The organism is Butyricimonas sp. DFI.6.44 (assembly GCF_022132345.1).
Lineage (GTDB): Bacteria > Bacteroidota > Bacteroidia > Bacteroidales > Marinifilaceae > Butyricimonas > Butyricimonas muris.
Genome location: NZ_JAKNJD010000001.1, coordinates 577,886 through 595,908, shown reverse-complemented (window position 1 = coordinate 595,908; position 18,023 = coordinate 577,886). Strand labels below are relative to the sequence as shown.

General features: G+C 45.4%; 13 protein-coding genes. 7 read left to right on the top strand and 6 right to left on the bottom strand.

Annotation, left to right across the window (positions count from 1 at the left end):
- Nucleotides 1–32: 32 nt before the first annotated feature.
- Complete coding sequence (locus tag L0M98_RS02560; RefSeq protein ID WP_227214840.1) at nucleotides 33–419, top strand: fibronectin type III domain-containing protein; 387 nt, start codon at nucleotides 33–35, stop codon at nucleotides 417–419.
- A 78-nt stretch (nucleotides 420–497) separates the two neighbouring features.
- Here L0M98_RS02560 and L0M98_RS02555 read toward each other — a convergent pair whose 3' ends face one another.
- The 5 genes from L0M98_RS02555 to L0M98_RS02535 form a co-directional block, all read right to left on the bottom strand.
- Complete coding sequence (locus L0M98_RS02555) at nucleotides 498–3,725, bottom strand: hypothetical protein (protein ID WP_227214839.1); 3,228 nt, start codon at nucleotides 3,723–3,725, stop codon at nucleotides 498–500.
- A gap of 67 nt (nucleotides 3,726–3,792) precedes the next feature.
- The gene (locus tag L0M98_RS02550; RefSeq protein ID WP_099292659.1) at nucleotides 3,793–4,983 is read right to left on the bottom strand and encodes a metallophosphoesterase; all 1,191 of its coding nucleotides are present in this window, start codon (nucleotides 4,981–4,983) and stop codon (nucleotides 3,793–3,795) included.
- Between the two features lie 6 nt (nucleotides 4,984–4,989).
- Nucleotides 4,990–5,646, bottom strand: coding sequence for a carbohydrate-binding family 9-like protein (locus L0M98_RS02545; RefSeq protein ID WP_099292658.1), 657 nt, complete (start codon nucleotides 5,644–5,646; stop codon nucleotides 4,990–4,992).
- 59 nt (nucleotides 5,647–5,705) lie between these two features.
- Nucleotides 5,706–7,376, bottom strand: a complete 1,671-nt coding sequence (locus L0M98_RS02540) for a formate--tetrahydrofolate ligase (RefSeq protein WP_099292657.1) — start codon at nucleotides 7,374–7,376, stop codon at nucleotides 5,706–5,708.
- A gap of 16 nt (nucleotides 7,377–7,392) precedes the next feature.
- Nucleotides 7,393–8,280 carry a coiled-coil domain-containing protein gene (locus L0M98_RS02535; protein WP_099292656.1) on the bottom strand — a complete coding sequence of 296 codons (888 nt, stop codon included), beginning with the start codon at nucleotides 8,278–8,280 and terminating at the stop codon, nucleotides 7,393–7,395.
- A 209-nt stretch (nucleotides 8,281–8,489) separates the two neighbouring features.
- Here L0M98_RS02535 and L0M98_RS02530 point away from each other — a divergent pair, with 209 nt between their 5' ends.
- Entirely contained in the window at nucleotides 8,490–9,767 is a 1,278-nt protein-coding gene (locus L0M98_RS02530; RefSeq protein ID WP_227214837.1) for a DUF2851 family protein, read from the top strand.
- A gap of 358 nt (nucleotides 9,768–10,125) precedes the next feature.
- Here L0M98_RS02530 and L0M98_RS02525 read toward each other — a convergent pair whose 3' ends face one another.
- Nucleotides 10,126–12,234 carry a M3 family metallopeptidase gene (locus tag L0M98_RS02525; RefSeq protein ID WP_227214836.1) on the bottom strand — a complete coding sequence of 703 codons (2,109 nt, stop codon included), beginning with the start codon at nucleotides 12,232–12,234 and terminating at the stop codon, nucleotides 10,126–10,128.
- Nucleotides 12,235–12,562: 328 nt separating this feature from the next.
- Between L0M98_RS02525 and L0M98_RS02520 the strand changes: the two genes are divergently transcribed.
- The 5 genes from L0M98_RS02520 (at nucleotide 12,563) to uvrA (ending at nucleotide 18,022) form a co-directional block, all read left to right on the top strand.
- Complete coding sequence (locus tag L0M98_RS02520) at nucleotides 12,563–13,816, top strand: FMN-binding protein (RefSeq protein WP_227214834.1); 1,254 nt, start codon at nucleotides 12,563–12,565, stop codon at nucleotides 13,814–13,816.
- Between the two features lie 99 nt (nucleotides 13,817–13,915).
- The gene (rpmB, locus tag L0M98_RS02515; RefSeq protein ID WP_099292652.1) at nucleotides 13,916–14,158 is read left to right on the top strand and encodes a 50S ribosomal protein L28; all 243 of its coding nucleotides are present in this window, start codon (nucleotides 13,916–13,918) and stop codon (nucleotides 14,156–14,158) included.
- Nucleotides 14,159–14,169: 11 nt separating this feature from the next.
- Nucleotides 14,170–14,358, top strand: a complete 189-nt coding sequence (gene rpmG / locus L0M98_RS02510) for a 50S ribosomal protein L33 (RefSeq protein ID WP_018336620.1) — start codon at nucleotides 14,170–14,172, stop codon at nucleotides 14,356–14,358.
- A gap of 7 nt (nucleotides 14,359–14,365) precedes the next feature.
- Nucleotides 14,366–14,518 (top strand): DUF4295 domain-containing protein, encoded by a 153-nt coding sequence (locus L0M98_RS02505; RefSeq protein ID WP_099292651.1) that lies wholly within the window; start codon nucleotides 14,366–14,368, stop codon nucleotides 14,516–14,518.
- 669 nt (nucleotides 14,519–15,187) lie between these two features.
- Entirely contained in the window at nucleotides 15,188–18,022 is a 2,835-nt protein-coding gene (gene uvrA / locus L0M98_RS02500; RefSeq protein ID WP_099292650.1) for an excinuclease ABC subunit UvrA, read from the top strand.
- The last annotated feature ends 1 nt before the right edge of the window (nucleotide 18,023 follow it).

Genomic DNA, 18,023 nt, shown 5'->3' with positions numbered 1-18,023 from the left:
CAAAGAAATACTAACTATTAAATTGTCAAGTTATGAAGAAAATTAATCAAAACTTTTTTAAGCCATGCATGTTTATTTGCGTGGGCTTAATGGCTGTAATGCTTATGGGGGCAGCAAACCCGTATGATCCTCCTGGAGCACCCGGAAAACCCGAAATGGTCGACGTTGGGAATGATTGGTGTACAATTAAATTTACTCCCCCAACAAGTGACGGGGGGTCTCCTATAACCTCTTATCTTGTTGATTATAGAGATATAAAGGGAGGACGTTGGGTACGGGGGGCTGAAACAGATAAATGCAAAGTAACAGTTCGTAATCTTAAAGAAGGTACTAAAGTTGAATTTCGTGTTAGTGCTGTAAACGAAGGAGGAGAAGGTCCTCATTCTGAAGCCAGTGAAGTTATCTTAATCAAAGAATAGAATAATTTTTCAAGATTATAGCATAAAAAGCCAACTATGAATTAGTTGGCTTTTTATATTATAATCTTCCGCTTAAACCTACCTACTCACTTTCACCCATTTCATGGCATCTGCCACTACCAACTGAGAGTACTTTTCTTCACCCCATTTCTCTGTCACCTCAAACGGGGGAATACCCCTATCATCTAAGACGACACGGGATTCTCCTGCTGGTAATTCAAATTTCCCTAATGAAATCCACTCATTGGTATCGTCCCCAGTCCTCTCGATCACGATTTCTTCGCTTCCCTTCGGGGTATAGACTGTATAGTAATTCTTCATTCCCGGATAATTTGATTCACACCTCATCCCCTTAGCTAGTTTTTTAATACGAGATTGATAAATAAAAATCTCGTATTTGCCCGCTTCCGGAAGATTCGCTATCCACTCTGCCTTACAACTTCCGTTCCCGGAAATCTTGATAAAGGCACTCTGCACCTCATCCCCGTAAACTCCACCTGGGTCAAGAAATGGTCTTCCCCACGTGCTCTTCTTGAAATCAAGACCAATTCTATATCCCTCCTTGTCTTCTTCCGTCAATCGATCTGCTAACCGCTTAAACCTGTTTCCCGACGAATCGATTAAATGAAAATCTTCGTCCTCGTTATCAACTATAATCTCCCCGGGAGGATAAAACTGATTTTTGTCAAGGGATTCGACACACTCTGCTGGAATATCCCCCTTCCACAATGGGGTACCATGACCGCCCAACATAACTCGTTCTGGTACGCTCCTTGCGAAATTAGTAGATACAAAAAAATCTGTCCTATTAGTCTCGTGGGCAATAATCCGCTTGTATTCTCCCGGTTTGACCAAGTAGCTCCGCCAATTGTCAATAACCCATTTCCCGTAATCATCTTGATAACTACTGATTACCGAAATCAAACCATCCACTTTACCGATATTGCCAACCTTGAAATCAACCGACTGCATATCCTCCGTCTGCCGGAATGTCAAATCCCTTATCGCCAACCTCGGTACATCATGCGTCGTGTACCAATCATCCACAAATGGTTTGATGTCCTGCCCGAAACGCTCGCGGAATCCCTCCATGAACACGTCAAAATCCACCTCTCGGAAACGGGCATTCTCGTAGAACTCCCGTGTGTAAGCGCACACCGAATTCCAACTGGTAATTGTTGTCAGGTAGGCGAGTAACTGCGAAACTTTTATGCTAATCAACTTATTGTATCCATTCGGATACTCTCCCCGGATTATTCTTTCCAATCCCTTTGTCGCAATGCTATCCAGCATCGGAGGGAATAAAATAAACTTGTCAAGCGTCGGGTTTGCTATTTTACCGAACAACATGTCTATCCCCGCGTACCTCTCGGAAGCAACACTCCAGTGGAAATCCGAGAAAAGCCGTTCTGTATGCATGTTCCTAAGGAAATAAAAAAAATCATTGAATAATATATATTCCTGTACATTCTTTTCTCTCAGTTTATCAGGAGAAATGTCGCCTGGTTTATTGTATTTATCTATTATCCGTTCCCCGAAAAATGCCATTTCCGGCTGGATATGATTATGGAAATAATAACCATTAAGGAAAGAGGAAGGTGCCTCCACGAATTTTAGAAGCTTGAAAGGATACGGGTTAGGCATAGTTCCTTCTATAAGGTTACGGCACTTGTTTACCAATTCCTCCCAATACTCCTCCGCGTTCGGATACCCCGCTATTTCATCTATCCAACCGTCAAATGGCTTCAAGTAAAAATCATTTCCCGGGTACGTGTAGAACTCCAACGTGATGGAATCCGCCACCACCGACCGCTTCACGTAATTGCCCATGCAAAGCGACAATCCGGTTAGAGCCTGTAAATTGTGGAATGTCACTTCGTCCTGTCTCTCCTCCGGTATGCCTTGCGATAACACCATCTGCCCGTCGGGATTCTTCACGTGCAACGTGTAATCCGTGAAATTTGTTTCTTTCGACGGTTGCAAGGCTACCGGTGCCACTGCCGCCGGGTACCATAGTACCTCCGGTATAAGCAGCGTGTAATCCCCTGACACGAATGCGGAACGTTTGCCGTATCGCTCTATCTTCCCCGATTGCCGTACGGGAGCGAAATACTCATCATCATCGATATTCATCTGGTAAATATCCTCGTCAATATAACCGGTGTACTCCATTTCCAACACCACGCTATCCCCCGGAGTCAATGACCGCTCTACGACAACCACTTGTTTGTCCCTCTGAAAAGGTATTTCCCGTCCCTCAGACTCCAGTCGGCTGATTTTTAGTCCGGGATTCAGGAACAGGAGCAACTTTTCCATGTTCTTTGCTTTTCGATTCACCACCGCCATCCGGCTCTTCGCCGAGAAATTCTTATTCTCGGGCATATAGGTGATGTCATGCGTCAAGATTCTTGCCTTGGGATACGCCTCGTACTGCGAGAATATATCCCGGTACGCCTCCCGGTTCTCCCGGCGGGTCTGGAACTTATCGATGTAAATATATCCCATCCCCACGGCTAATACCAGTAACAGACCACCTGTCGCGTGATAAAACGCTTTCCGTCCCGGCACGTTGGGTAACCGCCTCGTGAAAGGAACTGCCAGACATAGTAATCCCAGCCCCAGTAACAAGAAGGTCCCCCGTTGCAATAGACACACGCCGGAATGCATAAATCCCACGATCGAGGAAAAAGCTTCCGGCAGCAGGCTTCCCCGGAAATCCAGAATCCCGTGAAGTGGCTTCGTCAGGTAAAGATACGATATGCAAAGAAACCCGGTCAGCACGAACCAGCTCACGAAAGGATGTCGCAATATCCTGTTCACCAGTAACGACATCCCCGCCACGAACACGAACGTCGGCAACACATCTCTCAACAAGAAGGACAGATACACCCACGGGTTTACCGGCGAATCCGGAATAATCAAATTAATAAATAGCCAGAATGCCATGAAAATAACATCCACGACCAAAAAAGGAATGACCAGCCCCGCTAATTCCGCCCCGAAAATCTGGCTATTACTTAGTGACCGAATAGAGAGCACTTCCCGGCTATCCGCTTTCTTCCGAGCCCTCGACCTGTCGCAAGCCAAAAATACCACGACTAAAGATTGGAACAAATTCAAAAAATAGACTCCTCTCACTGGGATAGAGGACGCGAACACGATGTTCGCCCACGCCTCCTGATGAATGTCCCATGGGATTAGAAACGCCAGAGTGTAACCCAATACACCCAAGATAAAAAGACGGAACAACCAGTTCCTCCTTACTAACTTACTCTCGTAAGTAGTAGTAATTTGCCATCCTGCCATACACAACATTTTTTATTAGTACACATTTTAATAAATACTTGAATATTCTTATCTCATAAAACTTATTTTATTTACAATTGTTCGTTAATTCTATCAGCGTGATTTCCGGTCGTTGACCGATGCGTCCGGCAAAGCCGAGGTAGCCTTCGCCGCGGGAAACGTATAATTGGCGTCCATTCGTTTCGTACAATCCGTTGTATTCGGGGTAGATGTATTTTGAAGGACTCCACCGGAAGCTACCGATTTGTATCCCGATTTGCATGGCATGGGTATGGCCTGCCAGCATGAGAGCCACGGGATAGCGGATTACCTCGTCCCGCCAGTGTGACGGGTCGTGGGAGAGGAGTATCACCGTGTGTCCTTCCGTGCCTTGCAGGGCTTGTGGAAGGTTCCCGAAGCAGGGGAAAGGTGGACGTCCGCAATTCTCGACTCCGGCAAGATAAATCGTATCGGTACCGATAACGAGGGGAACATTGGTGTTGTTTAGCATGTGGAAGCCTGCCGCTTCCATGTTCTTGAAGAATTGTTTCAGGTTATCCGCCTGTTCTTCCCGGGTAGCCCATCTCACGTATGTACCGTAGTCGTGATTACCCGTGGAGGAGTAGACGCCGTATTTAGCTTTCAGTTCTTTCAATTGGTCAATCCACGGGTTCATTTCCGAGGCAAAGCTATTGACCATATCCCCGGTAAACACGATAAGGTCGGGGTTCAGTGCGTTGACTTCTTCCACGAGTTTTTTTATACCGGGATAATGCTCCCCGTAACTTCCCAAGTGCAGGTCGGTTAGTTGCACGATACGATACCCGTTGAAATTGTCGGGAAGTTCTTTAATGCATACTTGCTGGCGTTCTATTTTGTAGTTGCAGCGTCCCCACGTGATACCGTAAAAAATGACTAAAAAGGAGAATAGGGCGATGCCTAAAGCTGTTCTGCTTATAATATGGGCAGCCGGAATGCATTTAAATTGTCGTAACAGGATTGCAAACGCGTTGATAATGATATATAGTGTTTTCGGGGTATAAAAAAGTAAAATCACGGAAACGCCTTTGCCTACCCAAAAATAGGCTTCCGGTCCTTTCAACGTGGGAATAAAAAAATGGTACACGACAATACAGGCCATGAAAAACAAGGAGTGTGCCCAGAATAGACAAGTGTAAATTCGTTTTCTCAAGTAACGTCTGATTTGCAAATAGAGTAGCGAGTCATTCAGTAACACGCAGAGAAGTCCGGCGACGAGTATGAACAGTCCTGTTTTCATGTCAGTTTATTTAAAAATGAGTGTACCGAAATGTTCCGGTTGGTGAAAGTCCGGTTTGGGTGTTTTCACGGGGTGCCATGTCACGAAATGCGGGTGTGGCAATTTGTTACCGCATTTGTGGATATTACCTCGGATGGTAGTACCCGGTTTGGGTTGGAATTTATGTCTGAAAAAAACGGTGTATGGTATTTTCACCATGAGCGACCATTGATAGTAGGCTTCGTCCGGGTTCTCGTTGTTGAACTTTATCGTGGAGTCACGGAGAATATCGCTATCCAGTCTGCGGGGTATGGGTCTTCGTTTCTCCCGGCTGGTGCCGAAGGCTCCCAGTACCGTGCCGATAGCGTTGAGCTCGATGTTGTAATATCCCGTGCATTTTTCCGGTTGTATGAAAAATTCGACGCATGAGTCTTCCCACACGGGAGAGCAAGGCGTGAGCGCCGTGGCACGAAATTCATATTCCTGCACGTCGAATTTCAAGAAAAGATGGTGTTCATTGTAGGCAATCCGGAAATAAACTTCCGGCTTGTATGGATATACATCCGGCCAATTGATTTCCTTCAAGTTTATTCGGTTACATTCTCGGTCTAGGTGATAGCTTAGAGCCTGTAATGTTTCACTACTCGCTACTTCCGGAAACTTTTTTATTTCAATGATATCCATGATATGAGAGAAAATAAGACGTGTCAGGCAATTTTCACCTGACACGTCGGTATAATGTTTTAGAACAGGCCGGTAATTTTACCGTTGTTGTCAATATCTATTTTTTCCGCGGCGGGAATATCCGGTAAACCGGGCATTCGCATGATACTACCCGTGATCGGTATGATAAATCCTGCTCCGGATGCTATCTCGATCTGGCGTACGGTAACCACGAAATCTTTCGGGCGTCCCAGTAATTTCGGGTTGTCCGAGAGTGATTTTTGTGTTTTGGCGATACACACCGGAAGTTTGTCCAGCCCGAGATCCATTACTTTCTTCAGGTCGGCTTTGGCCTCTGCCGAGTAGTCTATCGCGGCGGCACCGTATAGTTCTTTGGCAATGGTTTCAATCTTTTTCTCCACACTCCAGTTCCAGTCGTAGAGAGGTTTCATGCTGCAAGTGCATTGCTCTGCCACCTTGGATACCAGTCGGGCAAGGTTTTCGGCTCCTTCACCGCCTTTTGCCCAGACTTCGGCGACTTCCATGGGTACGTCCAGTGCTTTACACGTTTCGGCAAGGAATGCAATCTCTTCGTCTGTGTCTGTCACGAATTTATTGATCGCAACAACGGGGCAGATGTTGAATTTCTTCATGTTCTCGACTTGTTTTTCCAAGTTGCCGATACCTTTCTTCAAGGCTTCGAGGTTCGGTTCTTTCAATTGGTCGAGTTTCATTCCCCCGTGATATTTCAAAGCTCTCACGGTAGCCACCATGACCACGGCACTGGGTTTCAATCCTGCTTTCACGCATTTGATGTCGAAGAATTTCTCAGCGCCCAAGTCAAAACCGAATCCGGCTTCCGTGACCACGTAATCGGAAAGAGTCAAGCCCATGCGGGTGGCGATGATAGAGTTCGTTCCTTGCGCGATATTGGCAAAAGGACCACCGTGTATAATGGCGGGGTTGCCTTCCAGAGTCTGCACGAGATTGGGTTTGATGGCATCTTTCAACAAGGCTGCCATAGCCCCGTGCGCGTTTAAATCACGGGCGTAAATCGGTTTCTTGTCAAACGTGTAACCGATGAAGATGTTCCCGAGTCTGTTCTTCAAGTCTTCAAAGTCGTCCGACAGGCAGAGGATCGCCATTACCTCGGAAGCGGCAGTGATGTCGAATCCGGTTTCACGGGGAATACCGGCAGATGTACCGCCCAATCCCACGATGATGTGGCGTAGCGAACGGTCGTTCATATCCATTACCCGTTTCCATGTCACCGTGCGCGGGTCGATGTTCAACGAGTGGGTTTTGCTCTGTATGTTATTATCAATCAAAGCGGACAGTAAGTTATGGGCTTTCTCGATAGCCCCGAAATCGCCCGTGAAGTGCAGGTTGATGTCTTCCATGGGAACGACTTGTGAATATCCGCCCCCGGTGGCACCTCCCTTGATACCGAATACCGGACCTAGCGAGGGCTCGCGCAACACCACGGTGGCTTGCTTGCCGATGCGGTTCAATCCTTCCGTCAGACCGATGGAGATGGTCGTTTTTCCTTCACCCGCGGGGGTGGGGGAGATAGCGGAAACCAGTACCAGTTTTTTCCCGTCGATCTTTGATTTATCGATCAGGCTTAACGGTAGTTTCGCTTTATATCTTCCGTAGGGTTCCAGTAGATCCCTATCGATTCCTAACTTATCGGCGATCTCGTAGATCGGCTTTATCTGTATGGAATTGGCAATTTCAATATCTGTTTTCATACGTGTGTAGTTAATGTTATTTTAATATGAATTTTGTTGTCCCGATCTGTTGGTTGTCCGAGAACAAATCGGCAATGTATTCTCCTTTTTCCAGACTGCCGTCATTCGGCCAGAATATGGCGATTTCCAGTTTTTCGCCCTCGTACTCTATTTCGCGTCTGGCGGAATAGGTCAGCGTGGCGTTTTGGTATTTGAAAAATGATTTACTGGATGCTGCCAATACTTGTCCGTCCGGGCGGGTAATCCGCAGGTATATCATCCGGGGACCTCGTTTGGCCGTGATATTTCGGGCAAGCGAGAAGTCTGCTTTCAGTTGGAAACATCTTCTCAAGTTGGTTTCTTTGTCATTTTTATTGACGCAGTACACTTTGAAGTTTTCAACGGATAGCGTACTTGCTTTTTCGAGGGTTTCCGCCAATTGTTCGGTTTTCTGTTCCAGTGTTTTATTCCTGTCCCGAACCCAATCCATTTGTTTTTTTACCTCGGTGTTTTCCGCTACCAATTTCCGGTTCAGTTGGTTCAACGAGTCGATTTGCACCACGTAACTTCTTAGAACTGTTTTCAATGTCCCGATTTCTTTCTTGTACCGGTTGATCTCGGCGTAAGAATTATTACGAAATTCTTTCATTTTCTCCATGAGCGAGGCTATTTTCTCCTGCTCATGTGCCAATTTGTTGTTCAGTGTATCGTTATCTGTTTTTAAATTGTCGTAGTGATGACTCAAATCCGTCAATTCTTGTTGAAGTTCTTCCTTTTCGGCCGTGATGGCAACCATATTTTCCCGGTTTTCTTTTTTCTCGATCATGAAAAAGACAAAAAGGACGATCAGTATAGCGGACAGAACGCCGATGACGATGAGTAACGTCTTATCTTTCTTGCTTTTAATGAGTTGTTTTTCTTCCATATTTATATTCGGTTTTATGTTATAACAAAAGCTTGGTTATTCATTTCAACAAATATAGATATAAAACGTTATAGAACGGAGAAAGGATTAGATTTTATAAAAATTTAGCACTTGTTTTTTTGATTAAATTTTTCTAATATTGTAATCGGCGTTTTGAATATTATATTTTAAACCCTTGACAAAGCTATAATTTTAAACAGGGAGTTACTATGACGGAAGAATTTTTGCAATACGTGTGGGCGAATTCTCTTTTCACGAGCACGAGATGCCTTTCAACGAAAGGAAAAGAGGTGGAGATTTTGAATGTCGGTTTACAAAACCGGGATGCAGGACCAGACTTTTTCAACGCGAAGGTGCGGATTGGCGATGTCGTGCAAGCGGGAAACGTGGAAATTCATCAAAAAGCGAGTGACTGGTTTCGGCACGGGCACGAGAAAGACACGGCGTACGATAACGTGATTCTTTCCGTCGTGGCGGATGCCGACATGGAAGTGCGTGATTCTAAAGGCAGGGAAATAGACGCGATTACCCTTCGGTATGACGTGCGGTTATGGGATGAGTACATCTTTATGCAGGGTGTTCCCGTGGAACCTCGTTGTTACCGGAATTTGCGTCGTGTTGATCCGGTGCGTATGGATATGCTTTTCACGGGATACGCGATCGAGCGGCTGGAACGGAAATGCGGGGATATTAAACTGATGCTGGATGAAACACGGAATGATTGGGAAGATTGTTTTTACCGGATGTTGGTTCGTTACTGGTCTGGTAACGTGAATGCGGAGGCGTTTGCCCAGTTGGCACGGGATTTATCCTACAAGAAGATAATTCGTTGCAGTGATAATTTGTTTCGGGTAGAAGCCTTGTTACTGGGGTATTCCGGGTTATTGACGGGATTGGAACAAGAAGACGATTACACGATAGCTTTGCGGGAGGAATACGAGTATCAAGCGGCTAAGTTTCATCTGACCGCGATGGAACGGGCACGATGGAAGTATATGCGGATTCGTCCGACTTCTTTCCCGACGGTACGGTTGGCTCTTCTGGCGTCTTTAATGATGCGCTTCAATTTTTTGCTTTCCGCCGTGCTGGAAGCGGAGCATTTGCCGGAGGTGTATAAATTGCTGGACGTGCAGGCTTCCGACTATTGGGACACGCGTTATAAACCGGGTGTACCCGCCGCGAGGCAAGTAAAACGATTGGGAAATAGCATGAAGACCGTTATCGTGATCAACGCGATTATCCCTTTCCTTTTTATTTATGGCAGGGAGAGAAAAGAAGAGCGATATTGCGACAAGGCTATTCAATGGTTGGAAGAGTTGGAAGCGGAACGCAATCACGTGACTGAGGCGTGGACGAAACAGGGTGTCGAGTTGAAGTCCGCTTTACAATCGCAAGCGTTGCTTCAAATCAAGCGGGAATATTGTGACGCTCACCGGTGTTTGCATTGCAAGATTGGTGGAGAGGTGTTTCGAAGTGTCGTGAAATAATCAGCCGGGATACAATGGCTAGCCTGCCCTTGAACTAGGGGAAGTCTATATTTAGGGGTGGGTTTAAGGTGACTGTTAGGTGGCTTTTAGGCGGCATCGCCTACACTTTGCCCACACTTCGCCTGCGCTTCGCCCACGTTTTAGTAAACAATACGCTTTTTTAACATTCACGGGTGGTAATGTTTCCCGCGAAACAGAAGAGCAAGGGGATGTCAGTTTGCAGGTTACGCGAGGGGTTGATTGTAGGAAATGTATAATTGTGGGGTTGCCTGTCCCCGGGTTTTTCAAGGTATGGAAAAGGGAATGACCGATTTGTCGTGAGGTCATTCCCTTTGTACAGTTTATATATATGAAGGTGTTATTTCAACCCTTTTCTTTTCAATAGAGGCTCGATGGACGGTTCTTGTCCCCGGAAGCGTTTGTATAGTGTCATGGCGTCTTCCGATCCGCCTTTTGCCAGAATATTTTCCCGGAATGATTTTGCTTTTTCGGGATTGAAAATGTTTCCGGTTTCCTTGAAAGCCTCGAAAGCGTCGGCGTCCAGTACTTCTGCCCACGTGTAGGCGTAGTAGCCGGAGGAGTACCCGCCCGCGAATATGTGCTGGAAGTAGGGACTGCGGTAACGTACCGTGATTTCGGGAATCAGCCCGATCTTATCCAGCGTGGTTTTCTCGAATTCATTGGGGTTCACGAGGTCTGTCGTGGTACGTGTATGGTAAGCCATATCCAACAGGGCGGCAGCCATAAACTCGGTGGTGACGAAACCTTGGTTGAAATGTCCGCTCGCTTCCAGTTTGTCAATCAAGGATTGCGGGATTGCCTCACCGGTTTGATAATGGCGGGCGTATATTTTCATCACTTCGGGATCGGAAGCCCAGTTTTCCATGATTTGCGAGGGTAGTTCCACGAAATCGCGGGGAACGGATGTTCCGGATACCTTATTATATGTACATTGAGATAACAACCCGTGAAGCGCGTGCCCGAACTCGTGGAAGAGGGTTTGTGCCTCGTCGAAACTGAGTAGGGCGGGTACGCCTTCCCCGGCAGGTTTGGTGAAGTTGCACACGTTTGTGATGACGGGGGATATTTTTTTACCCAGAGCTGATTGTTTCCGGTAGGAGTTCATCCAAGCTCCAGAACGTTTGCTTTCTCTCGGGTGGAAGTCCATGTATAGGATACCGATATGATCGCCGTTGGCTTCTTTTACCTCGAACGCCAGTGCGTCGGGGTGGGGAACGGGAATATCTGCTCGTTGCGTGAAGGTGATGCCGAATAGCTTGTTGGCGGTGTAGAAGGCTCCTTCTCTCACGCTTTCCAGCGGGAAGTATTGGCGGAGTTCGTTTTCATCCAGCCCGTACTTGCTCTTTTTCACTTTCTCCGCGTAATAACGCCAGTCCCAAGGTTGTAATTTGAAGTTTTTACCTTCCTTACGAATCATACGTTGAAGTTCGGCTGCCTCTTTTTTGGCAATCGGTAGAGCCGCTTCCCAGATTTGGTTGCACAAGTTGTAAACGTTCTCCGGGTTTTGTGCCATGTTATTGTCAAGGATAAAGGCGGCGTGGGTGTCGTAACCCAGCAATTGCGCTTTTTGTACCCGCAAAGAGGTCATCTTGGCGATGATTTCCTTGTTATCGTACTCGTTGTCGTTGTTGCAACGATTAATGTATGCCTTGTAGATTTTTTCTCTCAAATCACGGTTGTCGGCATATTGCAAGAACGGGATCATGCTTGGGTTGTGGAGCGTGAAAACCCATTTGCCTTCCAGTCCGGCGTTTTTCGCTGTTGCCGCTGCCGTGGCTATCACGTTGGCGGGAAGACCGGATAGGTCTTTCTCGTTGTCGATAACCAGTTTGAAGGCGTTGGTTTCGTTCAGGAGATTTTCGCCGAACTGCAGGCTTAACACGGATAACTCGCTGTTCAAGCGTTTGTATGTCTCTTTGTCTTCGGGGGAGAGGTTTGCACCACCTCGCACGAAGTCTTTGTAGTATTTATCCAATACGGTCAACTGTTCCGGGGTGAGATTTTCTTTGTTCCGGTTTTCGTACACGGTCTTGATGCGTGCGAATAGCTTGTCGTTCAAGTTAATGGCATCCCTGTGAGCGGTTAGCTTCGGGGTGATTTCCTTGGCGATGGCTTTGATCGAATCATTCGTGTTGGCACCTTGCAGGTTCCCGAAGACGGAAGCTACCTTGTCGAGCATCTCCCCGGATGCCTCGAGGGCGTCAATCGTGTTTTTGAAAGTGGGTGCTTCCGGGTTGTTGATAATCGCGTTGATTTCAGCTTGTTGCTGTTTCATCCCTTCCTCGTAAGCCGGAATGTAGTGTTTGTTTTTAATTAAATGGAAGGGCGGAACCTCGTGAGGGGTTTCGTACGCGTTGAAAAATGGATTTTCATTCTTCACTTGCCCTGATTGGCAGGATTGCATAGCCAATCCCACGCAACAAACTAAGTAAGTGATTTTCTTCATTCGTAAAATTTTAATTGGTTATTGATTAAGGTTTGCAAATTGTCATTTGCAAGTTACAGGTTGCAGGTTGGCAGGTTACAAGTTATTGTGTGACTTGAATTGACTTGCTACTTACAAATTGTAACGTCACGCGTTTGCGTGCGACAAATATAATAAAAGTTTGCAAATTATCATTTGCGGGTTATAGGTTACAAGTATTATGGAATACCTTTTATTAACTTGTAACCTGCAAACCTGTAACTTGTAACGTCACGCATTTATGCGTGACAAAATATACAAGTAAATGATTTTCTCGCTATTTTTGTGTGCTTAATAAGATTTTGATGTTATGAGTGTAAAAGAGAATGTAGCAACATTTGTCACGAAGTTGCCTAAGGTTATATTATTGTGCGTGATTGTTTATTTGATTTCGTTGAATTTCAAGAGCGCGGAGGAGAACAAGGGAGAAGATGTGAAGACGGAAACAGAGGTTGTTCCCTTGGATGAAGTGAAGAAATATTTTCCCGCTTGCACGGGTATCGAGAAAGTCAGTGAGGTGCGTTATGACGTGAAGAATAACGGGGACGTGATAGGTAAATTGATCGTGACGACGCCGATAGCCGACGATCTGATCGGTTATTCCGGGAATGTACCTTTATTTCTGGCCGTGTCCGGGGAAGACGTGATTTTAGGACTTACCTTATTAAATCATAGTGAGTCACCCGGTTTTATCCGTCAGATAACGAGGAAAAATTTCTTCTCGTCATGGGACGGTAAGACATTGGAGGAAGCGGCAGAGATGAACGTGGAAGCCGTTAGCGGTGCCACGATGACCACGGATGCCGTTCGGGGAAGCGTGAAGAAAGCGTTGAATTTTTATTTTGAGCGTGACGGGGGCGGACGGCATACGGATTGGTTGAAACTGGTTCGTCATGCTTTGGGGGGATTGGTAGTGCTGTTGGCTCTGGCCAGTATGTTCTGGGGAAGCCGGATGAAGAAGTGGCGATTGCCGTTACAGGTGGCTTCCATTCTGGTTCTTGGTTTTTGGAGCGGGTATTTCGTTTCGTTCGAGTTGTTGTTCAACTGGTTGTTGAACGGGATTCCTTGGGGGGCGCGTGTTTTATTGCCCGTGATCGCCGTGTTGGCGATAGTATGTCCTTTGTTTTTGAACAAGGCGTATTATTGTGCTTATCTCTGTCCGTTCGGGGCGGCTCAAGAAGTGATGGGAAAAATCCGCAAGAAAAAAATCGTCCCGAAGGGTATTTGGAAAAATATTTTCAAATATACCCGGGTTACCTATTTTATGGTGATCATCGCTTTGTTATTGTGGGGAATCCCGCTGGAATTGGCGTCTTTGGAACCTTTTTCCGCGTTTCTGTTGACGGCGGCATCGAGTTGGGTGATCGCGCTTGCCGTGGTATTTTTAATCTTGTCAATATTTTTTTCTCGCCCGTGGTGTAATTATTTTTGTCCCACGGGAGAGTTGTTGGATATTTTGAGAAAGGGCGATACAAAGGCAAACCCGGAGAGATGGAAGAAGGTGTTTCGGGAATGCTTGGCGTTGGTGATTTTCTTGGGAGTATTGTATTTTATCTTACAGTAAAAAAATATTGAAACTTTTTTATCAAAACACTTGATTGTTTGAATTAAAAGTGCGTAATTTGCATCCTGTTTGGAAAGCGTTTATAAAATATTGAGAGAGATGTCAAGAATTTGTCAAATAACTGGAAAGAAAGCGATGGTTGGTAACCATGTTTCTCACTCTAAGAGAAGAGTAAAGAGAACATTCGAGATCAACTTGTTTAAGAGAAATTTTTATTGGCCGGAAGAAGAAAGATGGGTACGTTTGAATGTATCAGCTGCCGGATTGCGCCTTATCAACAAGAAAGGTATCAATGCTTGCTTGAGAGAAGCTACTGCCAATGGTTTAGTTAAGAACGTATAAAGTAAGAAGAGATGGCAAAGAAGAGCAAAGGAAATAGAGTACAGGTGATTTTGGAGTGCACGGAGCATAAAGAATCCGGTATGCCGGGAACTTCTCGTTATATCACTACCAAAAACAGAAAGAACACACCCGAGAGAATGGAGTTGCGTAAATACAACCCGATTCTGAGAAGAGTAACTTTACACAGAGAAATTAAATAATTAAGCTATGGCAAAGAAAGTTGTTGCAACATTAAAAACAGCAGATGGTAGGGGATTCGCGAAAGTGATCAAAATGGTAAAATCTCCGAAAACCGGTGCCTATACTTTTAAGGAACAAATGGTTCCCAACGAACAGGTAAAAGATGCCTTGAAAAAGTAAGATTTTAAATCTTCATATATGAAAGGAGCGTCGTGAGATGCTCCTTTTTCTGTATATAGATAAAATATTTGTTCCCGTTGGAAAAAAAATTCGGTAAAAGAGTAACCTATTTGAAATCTCCCCGTAAAAGAACACATATTAGCGATCAAGACACAAGAAATGATTGCTAAAATTGAAAGAGTTAGTTTGAAAGATTGAAAAAATAAATTTCCTCGATTTTTTTTCGGGAAATAATGAAACCTTTCTTTTTCGGCGACGTTAAAGAGAGTATATTAGATGATGAACTTATGATTTATTTTTAGCTGTTATTAGATTGAATCATCTAGCATAAAAGAGAGGGGATAGCTTTGACTATGGTTTAAGCTGATTTTCTGAGAGAGTTCTTAATGGTACTGGAATATGTTCTACGGGACACCACGCACACACACCACACACACAGACGCACGCACACACACACATACAACATCTTTTCGTCAGTCCCAATATATTCCATTTAAGACTTACAGGGAATCCCTCCTTTTTTATTTATGATTTTAGATTTATGATTTAGTGTGTATATAACCCTTTTGGATTCATATAATTTTTAACCTTTTCATTTCCAGTTTTCGGTATTTCCAATGTCAATTTTTAGTATCTTTGTAAGTCAGTTTTTAAGGCCAAGGAAAATTCATGGATTACAGAGAAGAAGATAGCAATATAGCCATATATGGTGCCAGAGAGCACAATTTGAAAAATATAGATTTAACGATACCTCGCGATAAGTTGACGGTAATTACCGGGTTAAGCGGTAGTGGTAAATCGTCGTTGGCATTCGACACGATTTATGCCGAGGGACAACGTAGGTATCTGGAAACCTTTTCCGCTTATGCCCGTCGTTTTTTGGGTGGAATGGAGCGTCCTGACGTGGATAAGATCACGGGATTAAGCCCGGTGATCTCTATCGAACAGAAGACGACGAACAAGAATCCCCGTTCTACCGTGGGTACAACCACTGAAATTTACGACTTCTTGCGTTTGCTGTATGCCCGCGCGGGAGTGGCTTATTCTTATGCCACGGGAAGCAAGATGGTGAAATATACCGACGAGCAGATACAGGAGTTATTACAGAAAGATTTCGAGGGGAAGCGTATTCTTATATTGGCTCCCGTGGTGAAGGGACGTAAAGGACATTACCGGGAGTTGTTCGAGAATATGCGGAAGAACGGGTTTATTTCAGCCCGCGTGGATGGAGAGATACGGGAAATCACGATCGGGATGAGCGTGGATCGTTACAAGATGCACGATATTGAAATCGTGGTGGATAAAATCGTGATGGAGCAAGTTGACCAGAAGCGCTTGAAAAACTCCGTGGCGACAGCGATGAAGCACGGTAAAGGGGTGATGACGGTAAAAGATTACGAGAGCGACGAGATAAAATATTACAGCCGCCATTTGATGTGCCCGGACACGGGTATCTCTTATAAAGATCCGGCGCCCCATACTTTTTCTTTTAACTCTCCTCACGGGGCGTGTAAAAAGTGTAAGGGATTGGGATACGTCAATCAAGTGGCGATGGATAAAATCATACCGGATGATTCGCTTTCTATTTATGCCGGGGGTATCCTGCCCTTGGGGAAATATAAAGGATCTCTTATATTTTACCAGATTGAGACGATATTACGGAAGCATGGTGCGGATATCAAGCAACCGATTCGGGATTTACCGGAGGAGGCTCTGACAGATATTTTGTACGGTTATCCGGGACAGTTCCGGTTAGAGAATGCCGAGATCGGGGTATCATCCAATTTCCTGACGACTTACGAGGGAATTTTGAAGTACGTGACCATGCAGGAAGAGAATTCCACTTCCAAGAAAGCCAACAAATGGGCGGAACAGTTTATCTCCGTGGCGACTTGCGATGTTTGTAACGGGCAACGGTTGAATCAGGAGGCTTTGCATTTTCGGATAAACGGGAAGAACATTGCCGAATTGGCAAATATGGAATTATCCGACTTGTACGAGTGGATTTGTGACGTGGAGGTACATTTGGAAGAGAAACAGAAACAGATCGCCGGGGAGATTTTGAAAGAGATTCGTACCCGCTTGAAATTCATGTTGGACGTGGGATTGGAATATCTTTCTCTGAATCGGCAGTCGATGACGCTTTCGGGGGGAGAATCCCAACGTATCCGTCTGGCAACGCAAATCGGTTCGCAGTTGGTGAACGTGCTTTATATTCTGGACGAGCCGAGTATCGGGTTACACCAGAAGGATAACCGGAAATTGATTCATTCCTTGCAGGAGTTGAGGGATAACGGTAATTCCGTGATTGTCGTGGAACATGACAAGGAGATGATGGAGAATGCCGATTATATCGTGGATTTAGGTCCCAAGGCAGGACGGAAAGGGGGAGAGATTACGGCTATCGGAACTTATTCCGACGTGCTGAAAAGCGATAGCCTGACGGCGCAATACTTGAACGGGGAGAAGGTGATTGCCGTGCCGGCGGTTCGGCGTGAGGGGAACGGGAAGAAGATTACCTTGAAAGGTTGTACCGGGAATAACTTGAAAAACGTGAGTGCCGATTTCCCGTTAGGTAAGTTTATCTGTATCACGGGTGTGAGCGGTAGCGGTAAATCATCTTTGGTAAACGGTACGTTGCACCCGATATTGAGTGCTCATTTTTATAATTCGTTGACGACGCCTTTACCTTACGAGTCGATCGAGGGGATAACCAATATAGATAAAGTGGTCGTGGTAGACCAGAGCCCGTTGGGGAAGAGTCCCCGTTCGAATCCTGCCACTTACACGGGACTTTTTACTGATATTCGTAAGATATTCGAGAAGTTGCCGGAATCACAGATTCGGGGATACACGGCAGGGCGTTTCTCGTTTAACGTGAGTGGCGGACGATGTGAAGAATGTAAAGGGGCGGGGGTGAAAACGATCGAGATGAACTTCCTGCCGGACGTGTACGTGCATTGTGAAGCCTGTGACGGTAAACGTTACAATAAAGAAACTTTGGAAGTCCGTTACAAGGGAAAGTCGATAGGTGACGTGCTGAATTTAACGATCAATCAGGCTGTCGAATTTTTCGAGAATCTGCCTCATTTGCAATTGAAGTTAAAAATGTTGCAGGATGTAGGTTTGGGATATATCAAGATCGGACAGCCTTGCACGACATTGAGCGGGGGAGAGTCGCAACGTATAAAACTGGCCACGGAATTATCCAAGAAGGATACGGGAAGAACCTTGTATATACTGGATGAACCGACGACCGGGTTACATTTCGAGGATATCAATATTCTTTTAGGGGTGCTGCAAAAGTTGGTGGATAAAGGGAATACCGTTATCGTGATAGAGCATAATCTCGACGTGATAAAAGTAGCGGATTATATTATCGATATGGGTCCCGGTGGAGGTAAAGCAGGCGGTACAATAGTGTGTACCGGAACTCCGGAGGAAGTTGCCAAGAATAAAAAATCGGAAACCGCTCCTTTCTTGCGGGAAGAATTCGGTTCGTGAT

What these genes read in the sequence shown, in the direction of transcription:
- L0M98_RS02540 (WP_099292657.1), bottom strand. Translation starts at nt 7,376, where the DNA reads ATGAAAACAGATATTGAAATTGCCAATTCCATACAGATAAAGCCGATC.
- rpmB (WP_099292652.1), top strand. Translation starts at nt 13,916, where the DNA reads ATGTCAAGAATTTGTCAAATAACTGGAAAGAAAGCGATGGTTGGTAAC.
- L0M98_RS02535 (WP_099292656.1), bottom strand. Translation starts at nt 8,280, where the DNA reads ATGGAAGAAAAACAACTCATTAAAAGCAAGAAAGATAAGACGTTACTC.
- rpmG (WP_018336620.1), top strand. Translation starts at nt 14,170, where the DNA reads ATGGCAAAGAAGAGCAAAGGAAATAGAGTACAGGTGATTTTGGAGTGC.
- L0M98_RS02545 (WP_099292658.1), bottom strand. Translation starts at nt 5,646, where the DNA reads ATGGATATCATTGAAATAAAAAAGTTTCCGGAAGTAGCGAGTAGTGAA.
- L0M98_RS02520 (WP_227214834.1), top strand. Translation starts at nt 12,563, where the DNA reads ATGAGTGTAAAAGAGAATGTAGCAACATTTGTCACGAAGTTGCCTAAG.
- L0M98_RS02560 (WP_227214840.1), top strand. Translation starts at nt 33, where the DNA reads ATGAAGAAAATTAATCAAAACTTTTTTAAGCCATGCATGTTTATTTGC.
- uvrA (WP_099292650.1), top strand. Translation starts at nt 15,188, where the DNA reads ATGGATTACAGAGAAGAAGATAGCAATATAGCCATATATGGTGCCAGA.
- L0M98_RS02550 (WP_099292659.1), bottom strand. Translation starts at nt 4,983, where the DNA reads ATGAAAACAGGACTGTTCATACTCGTCGCCGGACTTCTCTGCGTGTTA.
- L0M98_RS02555 (WP_227214839.1), bottom strand. Translation starts at nt 3,725, where the DNA reads ATGGCAGGATGGCAAATTACTACTACTTACGAGAGTAAGTTAGTAAGG.
- L0M98_RS02525 (WP_227214836.1), bottom strand. Translation starts at nt 12,234, where the DNA reads ATGAAGAAAATCACTTACTTAGTTTGTTGCGTGGGATTGGCTATGCAA.
- L0M98_RS02505 (WP_099292651.1), top strand. Translation starts at nt 14,366, where the DNA reads ATGGCAAAGAAAGTTGTTGCAACATTAAAAACAGCAGATGGTAGGGGA.
- L0M98_RS02530 (WP_227214837.1), top strand. Translation starts at nt 8,490, where the DNA reads ATGACGGAAGAATTTTTGCAATACGTGTGGGCGAATTCTCTTTTCACG.